This is a genomic window from Agrobacterium tumefaciens (genome assembly GCF_009649785.1).
GTDB lineage: Bacteria > Pseudomonadota > Alphaproteobacteria > Rhizobiales > Rhizobiaceae > Agrobacterium > Agrobacterium tumefaciens.
In genome coordinates this window covers 278,600-299,305 of sequence record NZ_WJOK01000003.1, presented here as the reverse complement: position 1 = coordinate 299,305, position 20,706 = coordinate 278,600, and the positions used below count along the sequence as shown (strand labels likewise).

The window sequence follows — 20,706 nt, the reverse complement described above, 5'->3', positions numbered from 1 at the left end:
CTCTCGATCCCCGGCATTTGGGGCTTGTCTGAAAATTATGAGCGGTTAGCTTGGCAAATTGGGAGCCAAAGCGGTTTTACCGCTGAACTGTATCGATACAGGAGGAGATTTTTATGAAAACGATCAAGGGACCGGGTCTTTTTCTCGGTCAGTTTGCCGGTGATGCTGCGCCTTTCAATACATGGGACGGCATTACCAAATGGGCGGCAGAAAAGGGTTATGCCGGCGTGCAGGTTCCCACCTGGGCCGGGCAGTTGATCGATCTGAAAAAGGCTGCGGAATCCAAGGATTATTGCGATGAATTTGCGGGTGTCGCCCGCCAGAACGGCGTCGAGGTAACCGAGCTTTCCACCCATTTGCAGGGCCAGCTGGTTGCCGTTCACCCCGCCTATGACGAGGCCTTCGATGGTTTTGCAGCACCTGAAGTGCGCGGCAATCCCAAGGCTCGCCAGCAATGGGCGGTGGAACAGGTGAAGCTTGCCCTGAAGGCTTCGAGAAATCTCGGCATCAACGCACATGCGACCTTTTCAGGCGCTCTTGCCTGGCCCTTCATCTATCCGTGGCCGCAGCGCCCGGCCGGTCTGGTGGAAACCGCCTTTGACGAGCTGGCAAGACGCTGGACGCCGATCCTTGATTACGCCGATGAGCAGGGCGTGGATGTCTGCTACGAAATCCATCCCGGCGAAGATCTGCATGATGGCGTGACTTTCGAGATGTTCCTGGAGCGTGTGAAGAACCACAAGCGCGCCAACATGCTCTACGACCCGTCGCATTACGTGCTGCAATGCCTTGATTATCTTGACAATATCGACATCTACAAAGACCGCATCAAGATGTTCCATGTCAAGGACGCTGAGTTCAATCCGACCGGCCGCCAGGGCGTGTATGGCGGTTATCAGGGTTGGGTCAACCGTGCGGGCCGCTTCCGCTCGCTGGGTGACGGGCAGGTGGATTTCGGTGCGGTATTCTCGAAAATGGCTGCCAATGATTTCGACGGATGGGCAGTGGTTGAATGGGAATGCGCGCTGAAACATCCTGAAGACGGTGCCCGGGAAGGGGCCGAGTTCGTCAAGCACCATATCATCCGCGTCACGGAAAAAGCCTTTGATGATTTCGCATCTGCCGGCACCGATGATGCGGCCAACCGGCGCATGCTTGGGCTTTAAAAGCATTTCCAGGAAAAGTGTGAAGCCGTTTTCCGTGTGGGAATGCGCTTAGAAAATGCCGAGGAGACATTATGGCTATTGAAGGAAAGACAACCGACAAGGCGAACACGCGGATTCGACTGGGCATGGTGGGTGGCGGTTCGGGTGCATTTATCGGCGGCGTTCACCGCATGGCCGCGCGGCTCGACAACCGCTTCGATCTCGTGGCCGGGGCCTTGTCCTCGACACCGGAAAAATCCCTCGCCTCCGGCCGCGAACTCGGGCTTGCTCCAGAGCGTTGCTATGGGTCATTCGAAGAAATGGCAGAGAAGGAAGCGCTTCGCGAGGATGGTATCGAGGCGGTAGCGATCGTCACGCCCAACCACGTACATTATCCTGCGGCGAAGGCGTTTCTGGAACGCGGCATCCATGTCATCTGCGACAAGCCGCTGACCTCCAATCTGGAGGATGCCAAAAAGCTGAAGGACGTGGCGGACAAGGCGGACGCGCTGTTCATCCTCACCCATAACTACACCGGTTATCCTATGGTGCGGCATGCGCGTGAACTGGTGGAAACCGGTGCGCTCGGGAACATCCGTCTGGTGCAGATGGAATATCCGCAGGATTGGCTGGCTGAGCCGTTGGAGCAGACCGGTGCGAAACAGGCCGTCTGGCGCACCGATCCGGCGCAATCCGGTGTCGGCGGCTCCACAGGGGATATCGGCACCCATGCCTATAATCTCGGCTGCTTCATTTCCGGTCTGGAAGCCGATGAACTGGCAGCGGATGTACATACCTTTGTGGAGGGGCGCCGTCTGGACGACAATGCGCATGTGATGCTGCGCTTCAAGCCAAAGGACGGCAAGCAACCAGCCAAGGGCCTGCTTTGGTGCAGCCAGGTGGCTGTCGGGCATGAAAACGGACTGAAGGTCCGCGTTTACGGCGACAAGGCAGGCATCGAATGGACGCAGGCTGATCCGAACTATCTCTGGTTCACGAAGCTTGGCGAGCCGAAACAGCTCATCACCCGCGGCGGTGCTGGCGCCGGTGCTGCGGCCGCGCGTGTCACGCGCATTCCCTCGGGCCATCCGGAAGGATATCTCGAAGCCTTCGCGACCATCTATACCGAAGCGGCCCACGCCATCGAAGCCCGCCGCACCGGTTCGGAGCTCGACAAGGCGGTCACCTATCCGACCGTCGATGACGGTGTCAAAGGCGTTGCTTTTGTCACCGCCTGCATCGAATCCGGTAAGAAGAATGGCGGCTGGGTGAAGCTGTAAGATCGACATGGCGTCGCGGCGTATTTCTTCCCCCTGCGGGGGGAGAAGGGCCGGATGAGGGGGCAAGCTCTCGGCGTATCTCTGCCTGCTTTCCCCTCACGACCCACCTGAAGACGCGATCAATTTGCGCGTGTCATCTGCTGCTGCATCCGTTCAGTCACGGGGCAACCGTCCTGTATTCTCGTCCAGGACGAGACGTTGAGTTTCATTTCGCAGCGCGCGAGATAGGAGCTGCCATCGACCCTGAGGCAGGATGTCTGGCCGAGTTCGAACATGACACCGCGATTTCGGCATTTGCAATTATGGGCATCCGCCAAGGTGGGGATCAGGGCCAGGGCTAGACCAATTACGAGCACTCCAAAACGCATGGCTGAGGCTCCAAAAGACAGGCCACCAGATTATACCTGTCCGACGGTATAGTCAAAACAGCCACCCTCAACGATGCGCACCGCACGGCCATAACAGGCTCGAGCTCTCCCGCTTTCACCCGATCAAAATCGCCCTGATATCATTCACATTCGTCAGCGTCGGACCGGTCACGACAAGGTCGCCAACCGCCTTGAAGGCGGTGTAGCTGTCGTGTCCCACCAGCGACTGGCGCGGATCGGTACCAGCGTTGCGCATACGCGCAAGCGTATCGGGCGTCACCAGTGCGCCTGCCGCATCCTCAACGCCGTCTATGCCGTCGCTATCGCCAGCAATGGCCCAGATACCGCCTGCACCCTTCAGCGTCAGCGCAAGGCTCAGTAGAAATTCCGTGTTACGCCCGCCCTTGCCGGCCAGCCCTTTGCCGATCGTCACCGTGGTTTCTCCGCCGGAAAGCAGCACGGCCGGGCCTTTGACTGGCAGGCCCTTGCGGCTGGCGGAGAGGGCGATACCCGCCATCACCGCGCCGACATCCTTTGACTCGCCCTCCAGCGAATCCCCGAGGATGAGCGGCGTAAGGCCAAGCTTCACCGCCTCGTCCGCCGCCGCCTGTAGGGCGAGCGAGGGTGTCGCGATCAGCCTGATGTCCTCTTCTATATCGCCTGCCTTCGGCGTTTCCTCCCTCTTTTCCAGCACTTTGCGCACATTCTCGGGAAGATCGAGCGCATAACGGGAGACGATTTCCCGCACATTGTTGATATCGCTCGGATCGGCAACCGTGGGGCCGGAAGCGATTTCGGAGGGATCGTCGCCCGGTACGTCTGAAATCAACAGCGAAACCACTCTGGCCGGTTTGGCGGCCAGCGCCAGTCGTCCGCCCTTGATGCGGGAGAGGTGCTTGCGCACGGCATTCATCTCGGAAATCGTCGCACCGCTGGCAAGAAGTGCGCGGTTGACGGCCATCTTGTCCGCAAGCGCCATGCCTTGTGCAGGTGCGACCATCAATGCCGAACCGCCGCCGGAAATTAGCGCGATCACCATGTCGTCTGCGGTCAGCCCTTCAACGGAGGCAAGAATGCGTCTTGCCGCTTCCGCACTCATGTCGTCGGGCACGGGATGGGAGGCCTCGATGATTTCGATGCGCCCGGCCGGAACGGCATGACCGTAACGAGTTACGACGATACCGGAGAGGTTCACATCCGCCCAGGCCTTATCAAGCGCTGCGGCCATGGCAGCCGAGGCCTTGCCCGCGCCGACCACCACGCACCTGCCCTTGGGCGGGGAAGGAAGATGATGTTGCAGCACCTTTGCGGGATCTGCACTCGCCACTGCCGCCATAAATATGCGGTTGAGGGCGTCTTTTGCGCGGAGGTCGTTCCATGCGGTCATAGGTTCATACTCCGATCCAGAGGAAGCCGAGCGCAAACAATGCCGGCAAAGCCTGAATGAACAGGATTTTCATATTGGCGGTAATGGCGCCGAAAATGCCGGCTATCAGGACACAGGTGAGGAAGAAGACCTTGAAACTCAGTCCTTCATCGCCCTGCGTGAGCCCATAGATCAATCCGGCTGCCAGAAAACCATTGTAAAGCCCCTGATTGGCGGCAAGCACCTTGGTCTGTCGCGCAAAATCCGCAGAAAGGGCGAAGGCCTTGCGGCCGGCCGGCTTTTCCCACAGCAGCATTTCCAGAATGGTGATGTAAACATGGATGGCCGCAACCACGGCAATCAGAATGCTGGCGATCATCGGCGGTTTCCTCCAAACCCTGATGTCCGGCGCGTCAATTATCCGCAAAAAGGGAGAGGCGACCGGACAATCCGTTTTAACGGGGGTACACATGGCCGCAAGGCCATAATCCCTCTCTTCCCGCGCAAACCTGTTGAAGAGCCACACAGCATTGCTTGACTCTTTGCTGAAATAAGAACAAAACAGGAACAATAAAACTGAAAAACCGGAATTGAAACCTGTCATGCCATGCAAAAGCGCGCGGAACAGTTGCTCGTTGTCGAAGAGCTGCGTGAAAGGCTGGAAAGGATCGGTGGCGGTCCTCACCGCCTGCACGAGGCCTTGCCTTTTGGCGTGGATGCCATCGATCACCATTTGCCTGGAGGCGGGCTGAAGCTCGGTTGCCTGCATGAGGTGAGCGGCGGCGGTAATGGCGCCGCCGATGGTTCGGCAGCGGCGCTTTTTGCGGCCGGTGTGGCAGCAAGGCTGTCCGGCAAGGTCTTATGGTGTGTTACCCGCAGGGATCTGTTCATGCCGGGATTGACGCAGGCGGGCCTGTCGCAGAACCGGGTCATCATCGTCGAATGCCGCGATGAGAAAGGCGTGCTCGACTGTTTCGAGGAAGGCTTGCGCTGCAACGGTTTTGGCGCCGTGATGGGCGAGCTTGCGAAGTTGCCGATGAATGCCTCGCGACGGTTGCAACTGGCGGCGGAAACCTCTGGTGTCACGGGCATCGCCATCCGCCGCTTCCGGCGCCCCGCCGATGCGGCGTTGTTTGGCGAGCCGACGGCCGCTGTCACCCGCTGGCGTGTCTCTGTCCGGCCATCTTCGCCCCTGCCGGTGCCGGGGGTGGGCAGGCCACGCTGGTTTCTGGAACTCTTGCGATGTCGCGGCGGCGAAAGCGCTGCATTTGAAGTGGAAGCCTGTGATGCAAAGGGTCGTCTCGCTTTACCTGCCGACATGGTCGACGGATCGCTACCGGCGTCTTTCGGGGCAGAACGCGCCGCCGGTTGAAAAGCCGCTGGTCATGATCGGCCGTCAGGGCAGCCGCCGCCTGGTGCTGGCGCTGAACAAGGCAGCAAAGGCGGCGGGCATCCGGCCCGGCACACCCGTCAGCAAGGCGCAGGCTTTGGTGCCGGGTCTCGTCGTCGAGGATCTGGATGCGGCGGCGGATGCCCGCGCCTTGCAACAACTCGCTTTTCATTTCCTGCGTATCTATGCCCCGATCGTCGCCGCAGATCCGCCTGATGGGCTGGTTCTGGATACGGCAGGTGCGGACCATCTGCACGGCAATGAGACGCTGATGTTGAGCGGCATGGTGAACCGCCTGCATGCCGCAGGCTTCGCCGCCCGCGCTGCCATTGCCGATAGCTGGGGGGCGGCCCATGCGCTTGCCCGGTTTGGCCGTGAGGAGATCGGCATCGTATCGCCGGGCGGGCAGCGGGCGGCGATCAGCGGGCTGCCGCTGGCGGCGCTCAGGCTGGAGGAGCGTATCGTTTCCGGATTGAAGGTGCTCGGTTTTCGCACCATAGGCGAACTTGCCGAGGCTCCACGGGCGCCGTTGACCCTGCGTTTCGGCCCGGAAGTGGTCAGGCGGCTCACTCAGGCTTTTGGCGAGACTGGCGAACCTATCGAGCCGGTGCGCATTGCCGAACTGGTGGAGGTGCGCCGCGCCTTTCCCGAGCCGATCGCGGCGGCGGAGACAATTGCCCGCTATGTGCAAAAGCTGGTTGCTGAGCTTTGCGTCTCGCTGGAAAAGCGCGGCCTTGGCGCACGTCGCGTCGATCTGCTGCTGCACCGGGTGGATAGCGGCTTGCAGGCCGTGCGGGCCGGCACCTCCAGACCGGTGCGTGATGTCAAACAGCTTGTCCGGCTTCTGACCGACCGGATCGACACCATCGATCCCGGCTTCGGCATCGAGTTGATGGTGCTGACCGCCACCCATGCCGAGCCGCTTGTCGCCGCGCAGGCCCGGTCCTCGCTTCTGGAGGAAGGGCGTGCGGAAATCGCCGATACGGTCGATGTCATCCTCAATCGTGGCCACAGGGTCTATCGTTATGCGGCGGTGGCAAGCGACGTGCCGGAACGTTCTCTTGCCAGCGTTTCGGCGCTGGCACCTGAGGATACCCTCGGCTGGCCTTGCCACTGGCCGCGCCCGGTCAGGCTTTTTGCAAGGCCGGAACCCATCGAAACTCTGGCGCTGCTTCCGGATCATCCGCCGCGTTATTTTATCTGGAAAGGCGTGCGCCATAATGTGCGGCGCGCTGATGGGCCGGAACGGGTGTTTGGCGAATGGTGGAAACGCGACCGCGAAAAGGCCGCCGTGCGCGATTATTTCACTGTCGAAAACGAAAGCGGCGAGCGCTTCTGGATTTTCCGCTCAGGTGATGGCGAACATACCGAGACGGGCTCACAGGGCTGGTTCATCCATGGGGTCTTCGCATGAGCACGCCGCGCTATGCCGAGCTTCAGGTGACCACGCATTTCTCCTTCCTGCGCGGTGCAAGTTCCTGTGATGAACTGTTCGAACAGGCAAAAAATCTCGGTATCGAGGCACTCGGCATCGTCGATCGCAATAGCCTTGCGGCCATTCCCCGCGCTTATGAAGCGGCCGATAATCATGGCATCCGGCTCGTCATCGGCTGCCGGCTCGATCTGGATGACGATCTTTCCGTGCTTGTCTATCCCATGGATCGCCCGGCTTACGGGCGGCTTTGCCGGCTGCTTTCCGTCGGCAAGAAGAGGGGTGGCAAGGGTAAGTGTCGGCTCACATGGGACGATCTCGTAGCTTATGGCGAAGGCCTTATCGTGGTGCTGCTCGCCGATCTGGCTGACGATCTCTGCGCGCTTCGCCTGCGCCGGTTGAAAGCTGCTTTTGCTGACCGGGCCTATATGGCGCTGAGCCTGCGAAGACGACCCAACGACCAGATGCGGCTTTTCGAATTGTCGAATATGGCTGCAGCCGCTGATGTGCCGACTGTTGTTACCAATGACGTGCTGTTTCATGTGCCCGAGCGTCGCATGCTGCAGGATGTCGTTACCTGCATCCGGCACAATTGCACCATTGACGAGGCGGGTTTCCGGCGCGAGCGACATGCCGACCGCTATATGAAGCCGCCTCAGGAAATGCACCGGCTGTTTGCCCGCTACCCGGAAGCACTGGTCCGCAGCCTCGAAATCGCGAAGCGTTGCACCTTTTCGCTGAAGGAGCTGGTCTATCAATATCCTGAAGAGCGCAGCCTGCCGGGGCTGACGGCGCAACAGGCGTTGGAAAAGCTCGTCTGGGAAGCGGCGCCGGGGCGTTATCCGGATGGTCTGCCGGAGAAGGTGGAAAAGGCGCTGCATCATGAGTTGGGGCTTATCGGCAGGCTGGAATATGCACCCTATTTTCTGACGGTAAATGCCATCGTCCAATTTGCACGGGGGGAAAATATTCTCTGTCAGGGGCGCGGCTCAGCCGCCAATTCGGTGGTATGTTATGTGCTCGGCATCACCGCCATCGATCCTCTCAAGGTTGATCTACTGTTCGAACGTTTCGTTTCGGAAGAACGGCGCGAGCCGCCTGATATCGACGTGGATTTTGAGCATCAAAGGCGCGAGGAGGTCATCCAGTGGGTTTATAACACTTATGGTCGCGACAAGGCCGCGCTGTGCTCGGTCGTCACCCGTTATCGCGGGCGCGGGGCGCTGCGCGATGTCGGCAAGGTTCTGGGCCTGCCGGAAGATTTGACCAAACTTCTGTCCTCGCAGGTCTGGCGCTGGAGCGAAGGGGTGGGCGAAAAGCAGGTGCAGGAACTGAACCTCAATATGGAGGACCGCCGCCTGAAGCTCGCCTTCGAGCTGGCCAACCAGCTTGTCGGCACGCCGCGCCATCACAGCCAGCATCCGGGCGGCTTCGTTCTGACCCATGACCGGCTGGACGAGTTGGTGCCGATCGAACCCGCCGCCATGGACGACCGGCAGATCATCGAATGGGACAAAGACGACATAGATATCGTCAAATTCATGAAGATGGATTGCCTGGCGCTCGGCATGCTCTCCTGCATGAGACGCGGTTTCAACATGCTGGAGGAGCGCACGGGCGTTAAATACGATCTCGCCACTGTCCCACAGGATGATGACCCTACCTATGCCATGATCCAGAAAGCCGACACGCTGGGTACCTTCCAGATTGAAAGCCGGGCGCAGATGTCCATGCTGCCGCGGTTGAAGCCAAAGATATTTTACGATCTCGTCATTCAGGTCGCCATCGTTCGTCCCGGTCCCATTCAGGGCGATATGGTGCACCCCTATCTTCGTCGCCGTGACAAAAAAGAAGAAGAACATTATCCCAAAGAGGAGCTGAGAGGCGTGCTGGGCAAAACGCTGGGTGTACCGCTGTTTCAGGAGCAGGCGATGCGCGTCGCCATCGAATGCGCCGGTTTTTCACCCGGTAAGGCGGATCAGTCGCGTCGCGCCATGGCGACCTTCAAGAATGTCGGCACCATCTCCAAATTCCGTCAGGATATGATCGATGGCATGGTGGATCGTGGTTATGAGCAAGAATTCGCCGAACGCATCTTCAAGCAGCTGGAAGGGTTCGGCAGTTATGGTTTTCCAGAAAGCCATGCGGCCTCCTTCGCGCTGATCGCCTATGCCTCCTCATGGCTGAAATGCCATCATCCCGATATTTTCTGTACGGCGCTTCTCAATTCGCAACCCATGGGGTTTTACGCCCCGGCGCAGATTGTGCGTGATGCGCGCGATCATGGCGTGGAGGTGCGCCCGGTTTGCGTCAACAACAGCCGGTTTGATTGCACGCTGGAGCCCACGGGCAAGAAGAATGCGAATGGTAAAGAGCGCTACGCCGTGCGGCTTGGCCTGCGCATGGTGAAGGGGCTTTCCAACGATCATGCAGCAAAAATCGTCGCCTGCCGTCAGGATCGCGATTTCGTTTCCGTGGACGATCTCTGGCGGAGGGCAGGTGTTCCCGCCGCTGCCCTAGTCTGTCTCGCCGAAGCCGATGCCTTTCTGCCGTCGCTGTCGCTTTCCAGACGCGAGGCGCTGTGGGCCATCAAGGCGTTGCGGGATGAGCCGCTGCCGCTTTTTGCTGCCGCTGCCAGTCGGGAAAACGCTGTGGTGGATGAGCTTTCCGAACCCTCCGTCGCGCTGCGGCCCATGACTGATGGCGGCGAGGTGGTGCAGGATTATGGCCATGTGGGGCTGACCCTGCGCGAACACCCCATGTCCTTCCTGCGGCGCGATCTTTCCCGCCGGCGCATCGTCAGCTGCGCGGAGGCGGTGCGCGTCCGTGATGGCACGTGGCTGGAAACGGCGGGGCTGGTTCTGGTGCGCCAGCGCCCAGGCTCGGCAAAGGGAGTGATCTTCATGACTCTGGAGGATGAGACAGGTATTGCCAATGCGGTTCTGTGGGTCAAGACCTTCGAAAAATACCGGCGCGTGGTGCTTTCCGCCGGCATGGTCGGTATTTACGGCAAGATCCAACGGGAAGGCGAGGTGGTGCATCTGGTCGCCCACCGGCTGACCGATCTGTCAGAGGCGCTGGCAAGCGTGGGTGAGCGCAACCACCCCTTTCCTCTGCCGCATGGGCGCGGCGACGAGTTCCACCACGGTATTCCGCCGGACGATCATCGCAACATCAGGAAACGTCCACCGCCTGCTACCCACTATGGAGATGAGTTGGAGAGGATAAAGGTCATTTCCCGCAATTTCCATTAGAGCATTTCCAGTAAAAGTGCGTAGCGGTTTTACGTCCAGAAAATGCGTAAAAACAAAGAGATAGAGCGCGTCAAAAGTTCCTGTTTAAACCGGACGTGCTCTAAGATGCGCTCTATGCCGCATCTTCCAGACCAGAGGTATCCTTCCTGCGGAACTGGCTGGGCGGCGCGCCGATCACGCGTTTGAAGGCGCGGCTGAAGGATGCCTCGGAATCGTAGCCGAGCTTTTCCGCCGCCAACGTGACACGCATACCCTCGCGCAGCCACAGTCGCGCCTGATGCATGCGTATGCGAACGACATAACGGGCTGGGCTTTCACCCACCACACGGGTGAAGCGTTCTGCAAAACTCGAGCGGGATGCACCCATCAGGGAGGCAAGCTCTTCCACGCTCCAGTCTTTCTCGGGGGTAAGGTGGATCGCTGCAAGCACCCGTCCGAGTTCGGGATTGCGCACGGCGGCAAGCCAGCCGCTGGAATCGCCGCAACCATATTCTACCCATGTGCGGATCAGTGTTGCCGTCAAGACATCGGCAAGCCGCGCCAGAATGCCACCGGCACCAACACGGTTCAGTTCCACTTCGCGCGCCATGGCTTCCAGGAGATGCGGAATGGCCGGATCGCTTTTGGCGAGATCGCTGGTCAGCATCACATCCGGCATCAGTTGCAAAAGCGGATGCAGATTATCCATGTTGAAACGCATCGAGGCGGTAAACGCTACCGTGTCGCCGCCGGCACCGGCACATTCCATGTCGAAAATGCCCTGACATACTTCCTTTTTACCGAACCGGTCGAAGAGGGCAGGTGTTACATCCTCGCCGCTGCCCAGCACATGGGCGTGGCCACGGGGAAGAAGCACTGCATCGCCGCACGTAAGCGTCAGCCATTCTCCGGAAGGTTTGCGTAATTTTGCCTGGCCCACGCCAATAAAATGAAACCGCGCCGCCTCCTGCTCGGGAAAGGCCGTCGCCCAGGGCGTTGCCATGCGGCAGCGGCCATATTCCACGCCGTCAAGCCGCAGACCACGCAGCATTTCCGTCAATGCATCATTCATGGCAACTCACAAATTCGGACGTTTGGTTAAGGAATGCGGATTTTTTAGCATGGAAACGCCGAGCTGTCACGCGTAGCTTACGACCATCGATTTGTGAGGCGACTCACCGGGCTCCCACCGGCTTCATCGTTTTGCCATTCCGTTTCAGGGCTCGTTCCCAGAATGCGCATCAGGAGATTTTCATGAATAACCGAACAATCAACGAACTTGAATATGCGCCACACAGACAAGAGCCGGATGCGAAGTGGGCGGCGGTGGTTTCGCTTTCGCTCGGTGTCTTCGGGCTGGTAACGGCGGAATTCCTGCCGGTCAGCCTTCTGACGCCACTGTCGACCGATCTCTCCATCAGCTCCGGCATTGCCGGCCAATCCATCACCGTCACGGCACTGGTCGCAGCGGTTGCCGGTCCTGGCGTCGTCATCGGCACGCGCAGCATTGATCGCCGGTGGACCCTGCTTGGCCTCACGACGTTGCTGATCATTTCCAGCACATTGGCCGCTTTTGCCAACGGTCTTTTCATGCTGTTTACATCGCGCGTTTTGCTCGGCATCGGCCTTGGCGGCTTTTGGGCCATGTCGGCGGCGCTGGCGCTAAGGCTTGTTCCGCTGGATAAGATGCCGCGCGCCATGGCCATCATCCTAACCGGCGTTTCGGTTGCCACCGTTTGCGCAGCCCCTGTCGGAGCGTGGATCGGCGCGACGCTTGGCTGGCGTGCGGCCTTTGTCGTCGCCGGCGTGCTGGGTGTCATCGCACTTGTCGTGCAGTTGCTCACCGTTCCCTCGCTGCCGCCGGCCGGTGCGCCCGGCCTGTCCACCATGTTCCGGCTATTGCAGCGCCCGCAGGTCAGGATCGGCCTTCTGACGACGCTATTCATCGTTGCGGGTCACTTCGCCGGCTTCACCTATGTTCGGCCTTTCCTAGAAGATGTTCCGCAGCTTGGCGTCGAAGCGATCTCGCTCGTTCTTCTGGCTTACGGCGTGGGCGGTTTTTTCGGTAATCTCTTCGGCGGCTTCCTCGCCGAGAAGAACACGGCATGGGCCGTGACGTTTGCCGCCACCCTGATTGCCGCATCCGCTTCCGTGCTGGTGATTGCCGGTGCATCTCCCGTTGTCGCTGGCTTTGCCATTGCCTCCTGGGGTTTCGCCTTCGGTGCGCTTCCTGTCAGCGTACAGAGCTTCATCACCCGCGTCGCCTCAGATGAGGCCGAAAGTGCGGGCGCGTTGCTGCTCACCACCTTCCAGATAGCCATTTCCAGCGGCGCTGTTCTGGGCGGACTGCTGATCGACCTTCAGGGTGCGACCATGGTCTTCGTTTTCGTCAGCATTGCAGCACTCCTCGGCGCATCGCTCATGGCATCGCGCCGTGGCGTGGTGCCGCATATTGAAGCGTCGCAGGGGTAAGATACTTGCCGGAAGAAAAAGGGCCCGCATCCGTGCGGGTCCGAATTTTATGATGAAAAGCCACCCCCTCCGTCATGCCGGCATCAGGCCCGGGGTGACAGAAGTGATGTCGATAGGCTTTTCGCCTTCAAGGCGTCTTGATTGCCTTTCGCGTCCGGTCCTTGCCGACCTCGATTACATGGCGCATGGCTTTCACGGCGGCGTCCGCATCACGGGCGGCGATGGCGTGCACGATCCGCAGATGGTTTGCGGCGATCTCGGCGATGGTTCCGGGCGACGAGGCCGGGGATGAAAGCTGGAATGAGATCGCAAGGGCGGCCTCGATCAGCCCGCTTGCCGAACGCATGAAGGGATTGCCGGACATGTGCGCCACGGCGAGGTGGAATTCGAGATCGACCTTGGCGATGGTTTCCGGCGTATGCTGCGGATTGTCGAACTTGGCGGCAATCACATAAAGGGAAACGATATCGTCATTCGATGCCTGAAGCGCGGCAGCTGCCGCTGCCGCCGGTTCGAGCGCGAGGCGGATTTCCGCCAGATGTGTCACGAATTCCTGGTCTATTCCGGCTTCGCAGCGCCAGCCCAGCACATCCGGGTCAAAGAAGTTCCAGCTCGAACGGTCGAGAACGCGGGTGCCGACCTTTGCCTTGGGTTCGACCAGCCGCTTGGCCGCCAGCGTCTTCATCGTCTCGCGCAATACGGTGCGCGAGACCCCGAAACGGAGAGACAGTTCGGCATCGTTAGGCAGCAGGGATCCTTCCGCAATCCTGCCCGAGACGATGGCGCTGCCGAGTTCGGAGACCACATGCGCGTGGCTGTTCCGGCGTTTTCGCCCGCTTATCGTCGTTTCGAGCAGCCCCAATAAAGCCTCCGTGTTGGTTATGCCGGATGTGGTCCGGCCAGTCTCCTGTTTGAATACCAGATGATTGCGCGCTGCAACACGATGAAGACAAAAAGCAGCACGCCAATAACGATTTTGGTCCACCAGGATGACAGGGTTCCGTCAAAAACGATGTAGGTCTGGATCAACCCCTGGATCAGCAGTCCGACGAAGGTTCCCGCCACCAGCCCCATTCCACCCGTCAGAAGCGTTCCGCCAATGACAACAGCTGCAATAGCGTCCAGCTCCACGCCCACCGTCGCCAAGGAATAACCCGATGAGGTGTAGAGTGTGTAGACGATGCCGGCGAGGCCGGACAGGAACCCGGAAAGTGCGTAGATGCCGATTGTCGTTGTACCGATCGGCACCCCCATCAGTTCGGCCGATTGCGGGTTACCGCCAAGTGCGTAGACATTGGCGCCGAAGCGGGTGCGGCTGGCAATCAGCATGCCGGCGGCAAAGACGAGAAGCATGACAATAGCAAGTGCTGTCAGCCTGCCGCCGCCGGGAAAGCGGAAATAAAATCCCTGTATCGCATCGATGAAGGGATGCGAGATCGGTACGGATTGCGTCGAGATCAGATAGGCCGCGCCACGCGCCAGGAACATACCCGCCAACGTCACCACGAATGGCGGGATCGACAGGAAGCGTATCATCGCCCCCATCAGGCAGCCGAACAGCGTTGAGATCACGAGCACGATGGCGAAGGCCAGCAGCGGGTGAATATTATAGGTGCCGACCATGACAGCCACGAAAACGCTGGTGAAGGCGATGACGGAGCCGATGGACAGATCGATGCCACCCGACAGGATCACGAAAGTCATGCCAACGGCAGCGATGCCGAGAAAGGCATTGTCGGTCAATAGATTGCCGATCACCCGTGTCGACAGGATCGCTGGATATTGCAGCACGCACAGAAGATAGGCGATAAGGAAGATCGTCAGTGTGGTGAGGAACGGAAGATTGCGGCTGTGGATCATCGCGCGGTACCTTCCTTGGTCATTCCGTTAGCCGTGGCCGGTTTTGCGTGTGGCTTTGGCGTTTTGACAAAGCCCAGGACCGCCATGATTGCCGGCGATTGCAGTGTGAGCACCACCATGATGATGCCAGCCTTGATGATGAGGTTGAATTCTGGCGGGAAACCGGAGACCAGAATGCCGGTATTGATGGTCTGGATGATGAGCGCGCCGATCAGCGATGCGGTGATGGAGAAGCGGCCGCCATTCAGCGATGTACCACCGATCACCACCGCCAATATGGCGTCCAGTTCCAGCCACAGCCCGGCATTGTTGGCATCCGCGCCGCGAATGTCGGCGGTCACGATCATGCCGGCGATGGCCGCGCAGAGACCGGAAACGGCGTAGACGAAAAACAGCAGGAAGCGTGCCCGCACACCGGCAAGTGCCGCCGCGCGGCGATTGATGCCGGTTGCCTCGATCAGAAAGCCGAGCGCGCTCTTGCGCACCAGAAGGCCGATTACCATCGCCGCCGCCAACCAGATGATGACGGGCAGGGGAATGCCTGCGAAGGAGCCGGAGCCGATGGCGGAAAAGCTGTCGTCGTTGAAGGTGAGAATGACACCTTCGGTGATGAGCTGGGCGATGCCGCGCCCCGCCACCATCAGGATCAGCGTGGCGATAATCGGCTGGATGTCGAGAAGGGCGACCAGCACCCCGTTCCACAGGCCGCAGGCAATGCCGACAGCAAGCGAGATGGCGATGACGGTTGGGATGGAATGGCCGTTGCTGATGAGTGTTGCCGCCACCGCGCCACAAATGGCGATAACAGCACCGATCGACAGATCGATGCCTTTGGTGGCGATCACCAGCGTCATGCCAATCGTCAGGAGCGCCACTGGTGCGGCACGCACGAGAATATCCATCAGACTGCCGTAAAGCCTGCCGTTCTGGAACGAAACATGCAGGAAGCCCGGCGAAACGATTGTAATCGCTGTCAGAATGACGAAGAGAGCGATCAATTGGGGAGCAAGCCTTTTCAGGCGCCTTGTCACAGCCACCATCATGCCGCCTCCGTTCTGGCCGCATCCGCAATTGCCCGCATGATGTTGTCGGCCGTCACCTCGCCGCCCTTCAATTCGCTGACATGCCGGCGGTCGGACAGCACGACGACCCGGTGGGCAACGGCGGTCAGTTCTTCCAGTTCAGACGAGATGACGACGAGCGACATGCCCTCGGTGCAGAGTTTTTCGATCATTTTGAGGATTTCCGCATGGGCGCCGATATCGATACCACGGGTCGGCTCATCGAGGATCAGAAGACGGGGATGGGTTGCAAGCCAGCGCGCCAGAATGGCTTTCTGCTGGTTGCCGCCGGACAGGAATTTTATCGGCCGGTCAGGATCGGCCGGGCGGATGTCCAGCGATTTGATGAAGCTTTCGGCCAGTTCCGCCTTCTGCCGGCGCGAAAGCGGTCGCGCCCACCCCTGGCGGGCCTGGAGAGCCAGAGCAATATTGTCGGTCACGGAAAAGTCGCCGATGATACCGTCAGTCTTGCGCTCCTCCGGGCAGAAACCGAACCCGGCCGTGATTGCGGCTTCAGGCGAAGAAAGAGCGATGGTCTTTCCGTCTATCGTGGCCTTGCCGGTATCGGGCTTGTCGATGCCGAACAGCAGAAAAGCCGTTTCCGTTCGTCCCGACCCCAAAAGACCGGCGACGCCGACGATCTCTCCCGGCCGAATGCCGAGGTCGAAGGGGGCGATGCTGCCGCGTTTGCCGTACCCCTCGAAACGGATCGGCGGTTCGCCCTCGGCAACCGTGTCGTCAGTTGCCTGATGCTCGTGGGTGATGTGCTGAAGCTCGCGGCCCAGCATCATCGCAATTAGTTTGGACCTCGGCAGGTTGCCGATGTCGCGCGTGCCAACGAGGCGGCCGTTGCGCAGAACCGTGACACGGTCGGCGATATCGTAGACCTGGTTTAGGAAGTGGGTGATTATGACGATGCCGATGCCGCGGGCGCGCAATTTTCGCAGCACGCCGAACAGCATCTCGACCTCATGGGCATCGAGGCTGGCGGTCGGCTCGTCCAGCACCAGAACCTTGCCGGAAAGATCGACGGCGCGGGCAATGGCGATGATCTGGCGGATAGCCACGGAATAGCTGGAAAGCAGGGCGTTGACGTCGATCGAAAGCCCGTATTGGGACAGCAGCGCCTGCGATTGTCTCTGCATCGAGGCTCTGTCAATGAGCACGAAGCGATGCGGTTGGCGGCCGAGAAAGAGGTTTTCGGCGACAGTCAGATTTTCGAGAAGGTTTACTTCCTGATAGACGGTGCCGATACCGAGGGCCTGCGCTTCGCCGACATTGGTGGGCGATATCTCGCTACCTTCCAGAAAGATGGAGCCGCTGTCGCGGTGGTAAACGCCGGTCAGTATCTTGATGAGTGTTGATTTCCCCGCGCCGTTTTCGCCGAGAAGCGCGTGAATTTCACCGCGCCCGAGCGAAAAATCGACGCCGTCCAGCGCCGCTATCCCGAGAAAGGATTTACCGATGGCGCGTGCTTCCAGAAGTGGTGCCGTTTCGGACATTGCGCAGGCCCTGCATGAAAGAAGCTGTGACGGAGCGGCACGCATGACATGCCGCTCCTTCCGAAGATAAGGGGGTCTATTAGTAACCCAGACCCTTCTTCGCCTCGTAGACCTTCATCGGGTCGTCAGACGCTGTGTAGAGCTTGGATTCGGTCTGAATCCACTTCGCCGGTGCCTTTTTGTCTTTCAGATAGGCTTCGAGAGCGTCGAAGGCAGGACCGGCCATGTCAGGTGTCAGTTCCACCGTCGCATTCGCTTCACCGGCGGCCATGGCCTTGAAGATGTCAGGTACGGCATCGATGGACACGACCTTGATGTCGGATCCCGGCTTCAGGCCGGCTTCCTTGATCGCCTGGATCGCGCCGACGGCCATGTCGTCATTGTGAGCGTACACGGCACAGATATCCTTGCCGCCGCCTTCGGCCTTGATGAAGCTTTCCATCACTTCCTTGCCCTTGGTACGGGTGAAGTCACCCGTCTGCGAGCGCACGATTTTGATGTTCTTGTGCGAAGCGATGGCTTCTTCGAAGCCCTTCTTACGGTTGATGGCGGGCGAAGAGCCGGTTGTGCCCTGCAATTCGACAACCTTGCAGTCCTTCGCGCCGACATCCTTGACGAGCCAGTCGCCGGCAACCTTGCCTTCGTGAACCTGATCCGAGGTGACCGCGGTCAGGTAAAGATCATCCGGCGCTTCGATCTGGCGATCGAGCAGGATGACGGGGATTTTTTCTTCCTTTGCTTCCTTCAGCACGGCATCCCAGCCGGTTGCGACGACAGGTGCGATCAGGATCGCATCGACGCCCTGCGCGATGAAGCCGCGAACGGCCTTGATCTGGTTTTCCTGCTTCTGCTGTGCGTCGGCGAATTTCAGCGTAACGCCGCGCTTTTCGGCCTGCTGCTTGGTGACAGTGGTTTCAGCGGCGCGCCATCCGGATTCGGAGCCGATCTGCGAGAAGCCTACGGTCAGCGATTGTGCGGAAACACTGGATGCAAGGCATGCGGAAACGGCGACAGTGATTGCCGCAAGAGCTTTTCTCATCTTATCCTCCCAGAAATGATGTCAGCGTGACAACGTCACTATGAGCATATAGTAATACTCTTGAAAAGGGGTTTTTTAGCGGATTTCCAATTCACGTCATGCCGATTTCGTGGAGGTGCAGCATTAAACAATTATAAATCAATGGCTTATTGTGTGTATTCTAATTTCTGCGCCGCGCAAAACTCGCCCGCAATATAGTCTGATCCGGCTTGACAGGCCGCGCCGCTATCTAATAGTAATACAAATAAGCAAGTCAGGTCGTGACGGAATGTGGGGCCTCGGGTCAGTTACAATCCGGCAAGGCAGGGAGGGAAGAGGCCATTGCGCAACGTCGGTATGGTCGTAAACACCGAAAAATATTCGGCTAAAGCTGAAGAACGGCTCCAGGTCACTCGTCTGGCGCTCGTCTGTCGGTTATGCGTGCTTCCGAGAAGCTGATTCCATTTTCCTTGCGCACAACATAAGCTTGTCGCATTTCGTAATATTTTACCGTTGGCCACTTCCGGCTGGAGACCGCATCATGACCAAATCCGACAATCTGCCCGCAACCCAAGGCAAGCTTCGTTCGCGCGCGTGGTTCGATAACCCCGCAAACGCTGATATGACCGCGCTTTATCTCGAGCGTTACATGAACTTCGGTCTCAGCCAGGCCGAGCTTCAGTCCGATCGCCCTATCATCGGCATCGCGCAGACCGGCTCGGACCTTTCGCCCTGCAATCGCCACCATCTGGAGCTGGCGCATCGCCTGCGCGAAGGCATTCGTGAAGCGGGCGGCATTGCCATTGAATTTCCGGTGCATCCGATCCAGGAAACCGGCAAGCGCCCGACGGCGGGTCTCGATCGCAACCTCGCCTATCTCGGCCTCGTGGAAGTGCTTTACGGCTATCCGCTCGACGGCGTTGTTCTGACCATCGGCTGCGACAAGACCACGCCTGCCTGTCTTATGGCGGCGGCCACCGTCAACATTCCGGCCATCGCCCTTTCCGTCGGCCCCATGCTGAACGGCTGGTTCCGTGGCGAGCGCACCGGTTCCGGCACCATCGTCTGGAAAGCGCGTGAACTGCTGGCCAAGGGCGAGATCGATTATCAGGGCTTCGTCAAGCTCGTCGCTTCTTCCGCACCTTCCACCGGCTATTGCAACACCATGGGCACGGCGACGACGATGAACTCGCTTGCCGAAGCACTCGGCATGCAGCTGCCCGGCTCGGCCGCTATTCCGGCGCCTTACCGCGACCGTCAGGAAATCTCCTATCTCACCGGCCTTCGCATCGTCGAAATGGTCAAGGAAGACCTTAAGCCTTCCGACATCATGACCAAGGATGCCTTCATCAACGCCATCCGCGTCAACTCGGCCATCGGTGGCTCCACCAACGCGCCGATCCATCTGAACGGCCTTGCACGCCATGTCGGCGTTGAACTGACGGTCGATGACTGGCAGACCTACGGTGAAGACGTGCCGCTGCTCGTCAACCTGCAGCCGGCCGGTGAATATCTCGGCGAGGATTATTACCATGCCGGCGGCGTTCCGGCTGTCGTCAACCAGCTGATGACCCAGGGGCTCATCATGGAAGACGCCATGACCGTGAATGGCAAAACCATCGGCGACAATTGCCGTGGTGCCATCATCGAAGACGAAAAGGTCATCCGTCCCTATGACCAGCCGCTCAAGGAGCGCGCCGGTTTCCGTGTTCTGCGCGGCAACCTGTTCTCCTCTGCCATCATGAAGACGAGCGTGATCTCGGAAGAATTCCGCAAGCGTTATCTCTCGAACCCGAACGACCCGGAAGCCTTCGAAGGCCGTGCCGTGGTGTTCGACGGTCCGGAAGATTACCATCACCGCATCGACGATCCGTCGCTGAAGATCGACGCCAACACCGTTCTCTTCATGCGCGGTGCCGGTCCGATCGGTTATCCGGGTGCGGCGGAAGTGGTGAACATGCGTGCGCCGGACTATCTCTTGAAGGAAGGCGTCAATTCGCTGCCCTGCATCGGTGACGGCCGCCAGTCCGGCACGTCTGGCAGCCCGTCCATCCTCAACGCTTCTCCGGAAGCAGCGGCAGGCGGTGGTCTGGCGATCTTGCAGACGGGTGACCGCGTTCGTATCGATGTGGGTCGTGGCAAGGCCGACATCCTTATTTCCGGCGAGGAACTGGCCAAGCGTTACGAAACGCTCTCCGCCGAGGGCGGCTTCAAGTACCCCGATCACCAGACGCCATGGCAGGAAATCCAGCGCGGCATCGTCAGCCAGATGGAAACCGGCGCGGTTCTTGAACCGGCCGTGAAGTATCAGCGCATTGCCCAGACCAAGGGTCTGCCGCGCGACAACCACTAAGGCAGGGCCGTTTACGGCTCTTTGATGGAAAGGGCTTTGCCCTTTCCATCGTCATGCCCGGACTTTGTCCAGAGCATCTGCAAATATTTGATTTTTCGAGATTTTGTAAATCCTTGGGTCAAGCCCGAGGATGACGTCGCATATGTTTAAAGTGTACTGCACGGATCGACTGTTTCACCGTGTTTGAGGCTACGCTGAACACATTTCGGCTCAAGGCCGCAGGACG

16 protein-coding genes are annotated in these 20,706 nt (G+C 59.5%); 7 read left to right on the top strand and 9 right to left on the bottom strand.

The window, feature by feature from the left end; genetic code table 11:
* Positions 1-113 precede the first annotated feature (113 nt).
* On the top strand, positions 114-1,166 hold the full coding sequence (locus GH784_RS05120; protein WP_003510723.1) for a sugar phosphate isomerase/epimerase family protein: 1,053 nt from the start codon (positions 114-116) through the stop codon (positions 1,164-1,166).
* A gap of 71 nt (positions 1,167-1,237) precedes the next feature.
* On the top strand, positions 1,238-2,425 hold the full coding sequence (locus GH784_RS05115; RefSeq protein WP_013761506.1) for a Gfo/Idh/MocA family protein: 1,188 nt from the start codon (positions 1,238-1,240) through the stop codon (positions 2,423-2,425).
* 119 nt (positions 2,426-2,544) lie between these two features.
* On the opposite strand, the gene GH784_RS05110 is transcribed toward GH784_RS05115, so the two are convergent.
* The 3 genes from GH784_RS05110 to GH784_RS05100 form a co-directional block, all read right to left on the bottom strand.
* Positions 2,545-2,793 (bottom strand): hypothetical protein, encoded by a 249-nt coding sequence (locus GH784_RS05110; RefSeq protein ID WP_115062629.1) that lies wholly within the window; start codon positions 2,791-2,793, stop codon positions 2,545-2,547.
* A gap of 115 nt (positions 2,794-2,908) precedes the next feature.
* On the bottom strand, positions 2,909-4,180 hold the full coding sequence (locus tag GH784_RS05105) for a glycerate kinase type-2 family protein (RefSeq protein WP_115062628.1): 1,272 nt from the start codon (positions 4,178-4,180) through the stop codon (positions 2,909-2,911).
* A gap of 4 nt (positions 4,181-4,184) precedes the next feature.
* Positions 4,185-4,538 (bottom strand): DUF1304 domain-containing protein, encoded by a 354-nt coding sequence (locus GH784_RS05100; RefSeq protein ID WP_019564609.1) that lies wholly within the window; start codon positions 4,536-4,538, stop codon positions 4,185-4,187.
* A 228-nt stretch (positions 4,539-4,766) separates the two neighbouring features.
* Between GH784_RS05100 and GH784_RS05095 the strand changes: the two genes are divergently transcribed.
* Genes GH784_RS05095 through GH784_RS05085 form a run of 3 tightly spaced genes read left to right on the top strand, consistent with a single transcriptional unit; the run spans position 4,767 to position 10,235 of the window.
* Positions 4,767-5,531 carry an ImuA family protein gene (locus GH784_RS05095; protein WP_153793226.1) on the top strand — a complete coding sequence of 255 codons (765 nt, stop codon included), beginning with the start codon at positions 4,767-4,769 and terminating at the stop codon, positions 5,529-5,531.
* Positions 5,446-6,963, top strand: a complete 1,518-nt coding sequence (locus GH784_RS05090) for a Y-family DNA polymerase (RefSeq protein ID WP_194842947.1) — start codon at positions 5,446-5,448, stop codon at positions 6,961-6,963. Before GH784_RS05095 ends, GH784_RS05090 begins: the two co-directional genes overlap by 86 nt.
* Positions 6,960-10,235: an error-prone DNA polymerase gene (locus GH784_RS05085; RefSeq protein ID WP_153793225.1), complete on the top strand. Its 3,276-nt coding sequence runs from the start codon at positions 6,960-6,962 to the stop codon at positions 10,233-10,235. The genes GH784_RS05090 and GH784_RS05085 overlap by 4 nt, the downstream gene beginning before the upstream one ends.
* 112 nt (positions 10,236-10,347) lie before the next feature.
* Here the strand turns inward: GH784_RS05085 and GH784_RS05080 are convergent, their stop codons facing one another.
* A complete protein-coding gene (locus GH784_RS05080) occupies positions 10,348-11,286 on the bottom strand; it encodes an AraC family transcriptional regulator (RefSeq protein WP_013761499.1) in 939 nt (312 codons plus the stop codon).
* A 182-nt stretch (positions 11,287-11,468) separates the two neighbouring features.
* Between GH784_RS05080 and GH784_RS05075 the strand changes: the two genes are divergently transcribed.
* Positions 11,469-12,686 (top strand): MFS transporter, encoded by a 1,218-nt coding sequence (locus GH784_RS05075; RefSeq protein ID WP_112192450.1) that lies wholly within the window; start codon positions 11,469-11,471, stop codon positions 12,684-12,686.
* Between the two features lie 127 nt (positions 12,687-12,813).
* Here GH784_RS05075 and GH784_RS05070 read toward each other — a convergent pair whose 3' ends face one another.
* The 5 genes from GH784_RS05070 to ytfQ form a co-directional block, all read right to left on the bottom strand.
* Positions 12,814-13,548 (bottom strand): FadR/GntR family transcriptional regulator, encoded by a 735-nt coding sequence (locus GH784_RS05070; protein WP_013761497.1) that lies wholly within the window; start codon positions 13,546-13,548, stop codon positions 12,814-12,816.
* Between the two features lie 17 nt (positions 13,549-13,565).
* On the bottom strand, positions 13,566-14,546 hold the full coding sequence (gene yjfF / locus GH784_RS05065) for a galactofuranose ABC transporter, permease protein YjfF (RefSeq protein ID WP_003510704.1): 981 nt from the start codon (positions 14,544-14,546) through the stop codon (positions 13,566-13,568).
* Complete coding sequence (locus GH784_RS05060) at positions 14,543-15,589, bottom strand: ABC transporter permease (protein ID WP_112192451.1); 1,047 nt, start codon at positions 15,587-15,589, stop codon at positions 14,543-14,545. The genes yjfF and GH784_RS05060 overlap by 4 nt, the downstream gene beginning before the upstream one ends.
* Positions 15,586-17,109, bottom strand: coding sequence for a sugar ABC transporter ATP-binding protein (locus GH784_RS05055; RefSeq protein ID WP_153793224.1), 1,524 nt, complete (start codon positions 17,107-17,109; stop codon positions 15,586-15,588). Before GH784_RS05055 ends, GH784_RS05060 begins: the two co-directional genes overlap by 4 nt.
* 79 nt (positions 17,110-17,188) lie before the next feature.
* Complete coding sequence (ytfQ, locus tag GH784_RS05050) at positions 17,189-18,148, bottom strand: galactofuranose ABC transporter, galactofuranose-binding protein YtfQ (RefSeq protein WP_003510698.1); 960 nt, start codon at positions 18,146-18,148, stop codon at positions 17,189-17,191.
* Positions 18,149-18,668: 520 nt separating this feature from the next.
* Here ytfQ and GH784_RS05045 point away from each other — a divergent pair.
* A complete protein-coding gene (locus GH784_RS05045; protein ID WP_003510695.1) occupies positions 18,669-20,480 on the top strand; it encodes an IlvD/Edd family dehydratase in 1,812 nt (603 codons plus the stop codon).
* Positions 20,481-20,706 lie beyond the last annotated feature (226 nt).

What these genes read in the sequence shown, in the direction of transcription:
- GH784_RS05120 (WP_003510723.1), top strand. Translation starts at nt 114, where the DNA reads ATGAAAACGATCAAGGGACCGGGTCTTTTTCTCGGTCAGTTTGCCGGT.
- GH784_RS05115 (WP_013761506.1), top strand. Translation starts at nt 1,238, where the DNA reads ATGGCTATTGAAGGAAAGACAACCGACAAGGCGAACACGCGGATTCGA.
- GH784_RS05110 (WP_115062629.1), bottom strand. Translation starts at nt 2,793, where the DNA reads ATGCGTTTTGGAGTGCTCGTAATTGGTCTAGCCCTGGCCCTGATCCCC.
- GH784_RS05105 (WP_115062628.1), bottom strand. Translation starts at nt 4,180, where the DNA reads ATGACCGCATGGAACGACCTCCGCGCAAAAGACGCCCTCAACCGCATA.
- GH784_RS05100 (WP_019564609.1), bottom strand. Translation starts at nt 4,538, where the DNA reads ATGATCGCCAGCATTCTGATTGCCGTGGTTGCGGCCATCCATGTTTAC.
- GH784_RS05095 (WP_153793226.1), top strand. Translation starts at nt 4,767, where the DNA reads ATGCAAAAGCGCGCGGAACAGTTGCTCGTTGTCGAAGAGCTGCGTGAA.
- GH784_RS05090 (WP_194842947.1), top strand. Translation starts at nt 5,446, where the DNA reads ATGCAAAGGGTCGTCTCGCTTTACCTGCCGACATGGTCGACGGATCGC.
- GH784_RS05085 (WP_153793225.1), top strand. Translation starts at nt 6,960, where the DNA reads ATGAGCACGCCGCGCTATGCCGAGCTTCAGGTGACCACGCATTTCTCC.
- GH784_RS05080 (WP_013761499.1), bottom strand. Translation starts at nt 11,286, where the DNA reads ATGAATGATGCATTGACGGAAATGCTGCGTGGTCTGCGGCTTGACGGC.
- GH784_RS05075 (WP_112192450.1), top strand. Translation starts at nt 11,469, where the DNA reads ATGAATAACCGAACAATCAACGAACTTGAATATGCGCCACACAGACAA.
- yjfF (WP_003510704.1), bottom strand. Translation starts at nt 14,546, where the DNA reads ATGATCCACAGCCGCAATCTTCCGTTCCTCACCACACTGACGATCTTC.
- GH784_RS05060 (WP_112192451.1), bottom strand. Translation starts at nt 15,589, where the DNA reads ATGATGGTGGCTGTGACAAGGCGCCTGAAAAGGCTTGCTCCCCAATTG.
- GH784_RS05055 (WP_153793224.1), bottom strand. Translation starts at nt 17,109, where the DNA reads ATGTCCGAAACGGCACCACTTCTGGAAGCACGCGCCATCGGTAAATCC.
- ytfQ (WP_003510698.1), bottom strand. Translation starts at nt 18,148, where the DNA reads ATGAGAAAAGCTCTTGCGGCAATCACTGTCGCCGTTTCCGCATGCCTT.
- GH784_RS05045 (WP_003510695.1), top strand. Translation starts at nt 18,669, where the DNA reads ATGACCAAATCCGACAATCTGCCCGCAACCCAAGGCAAGCTTCGTTCG.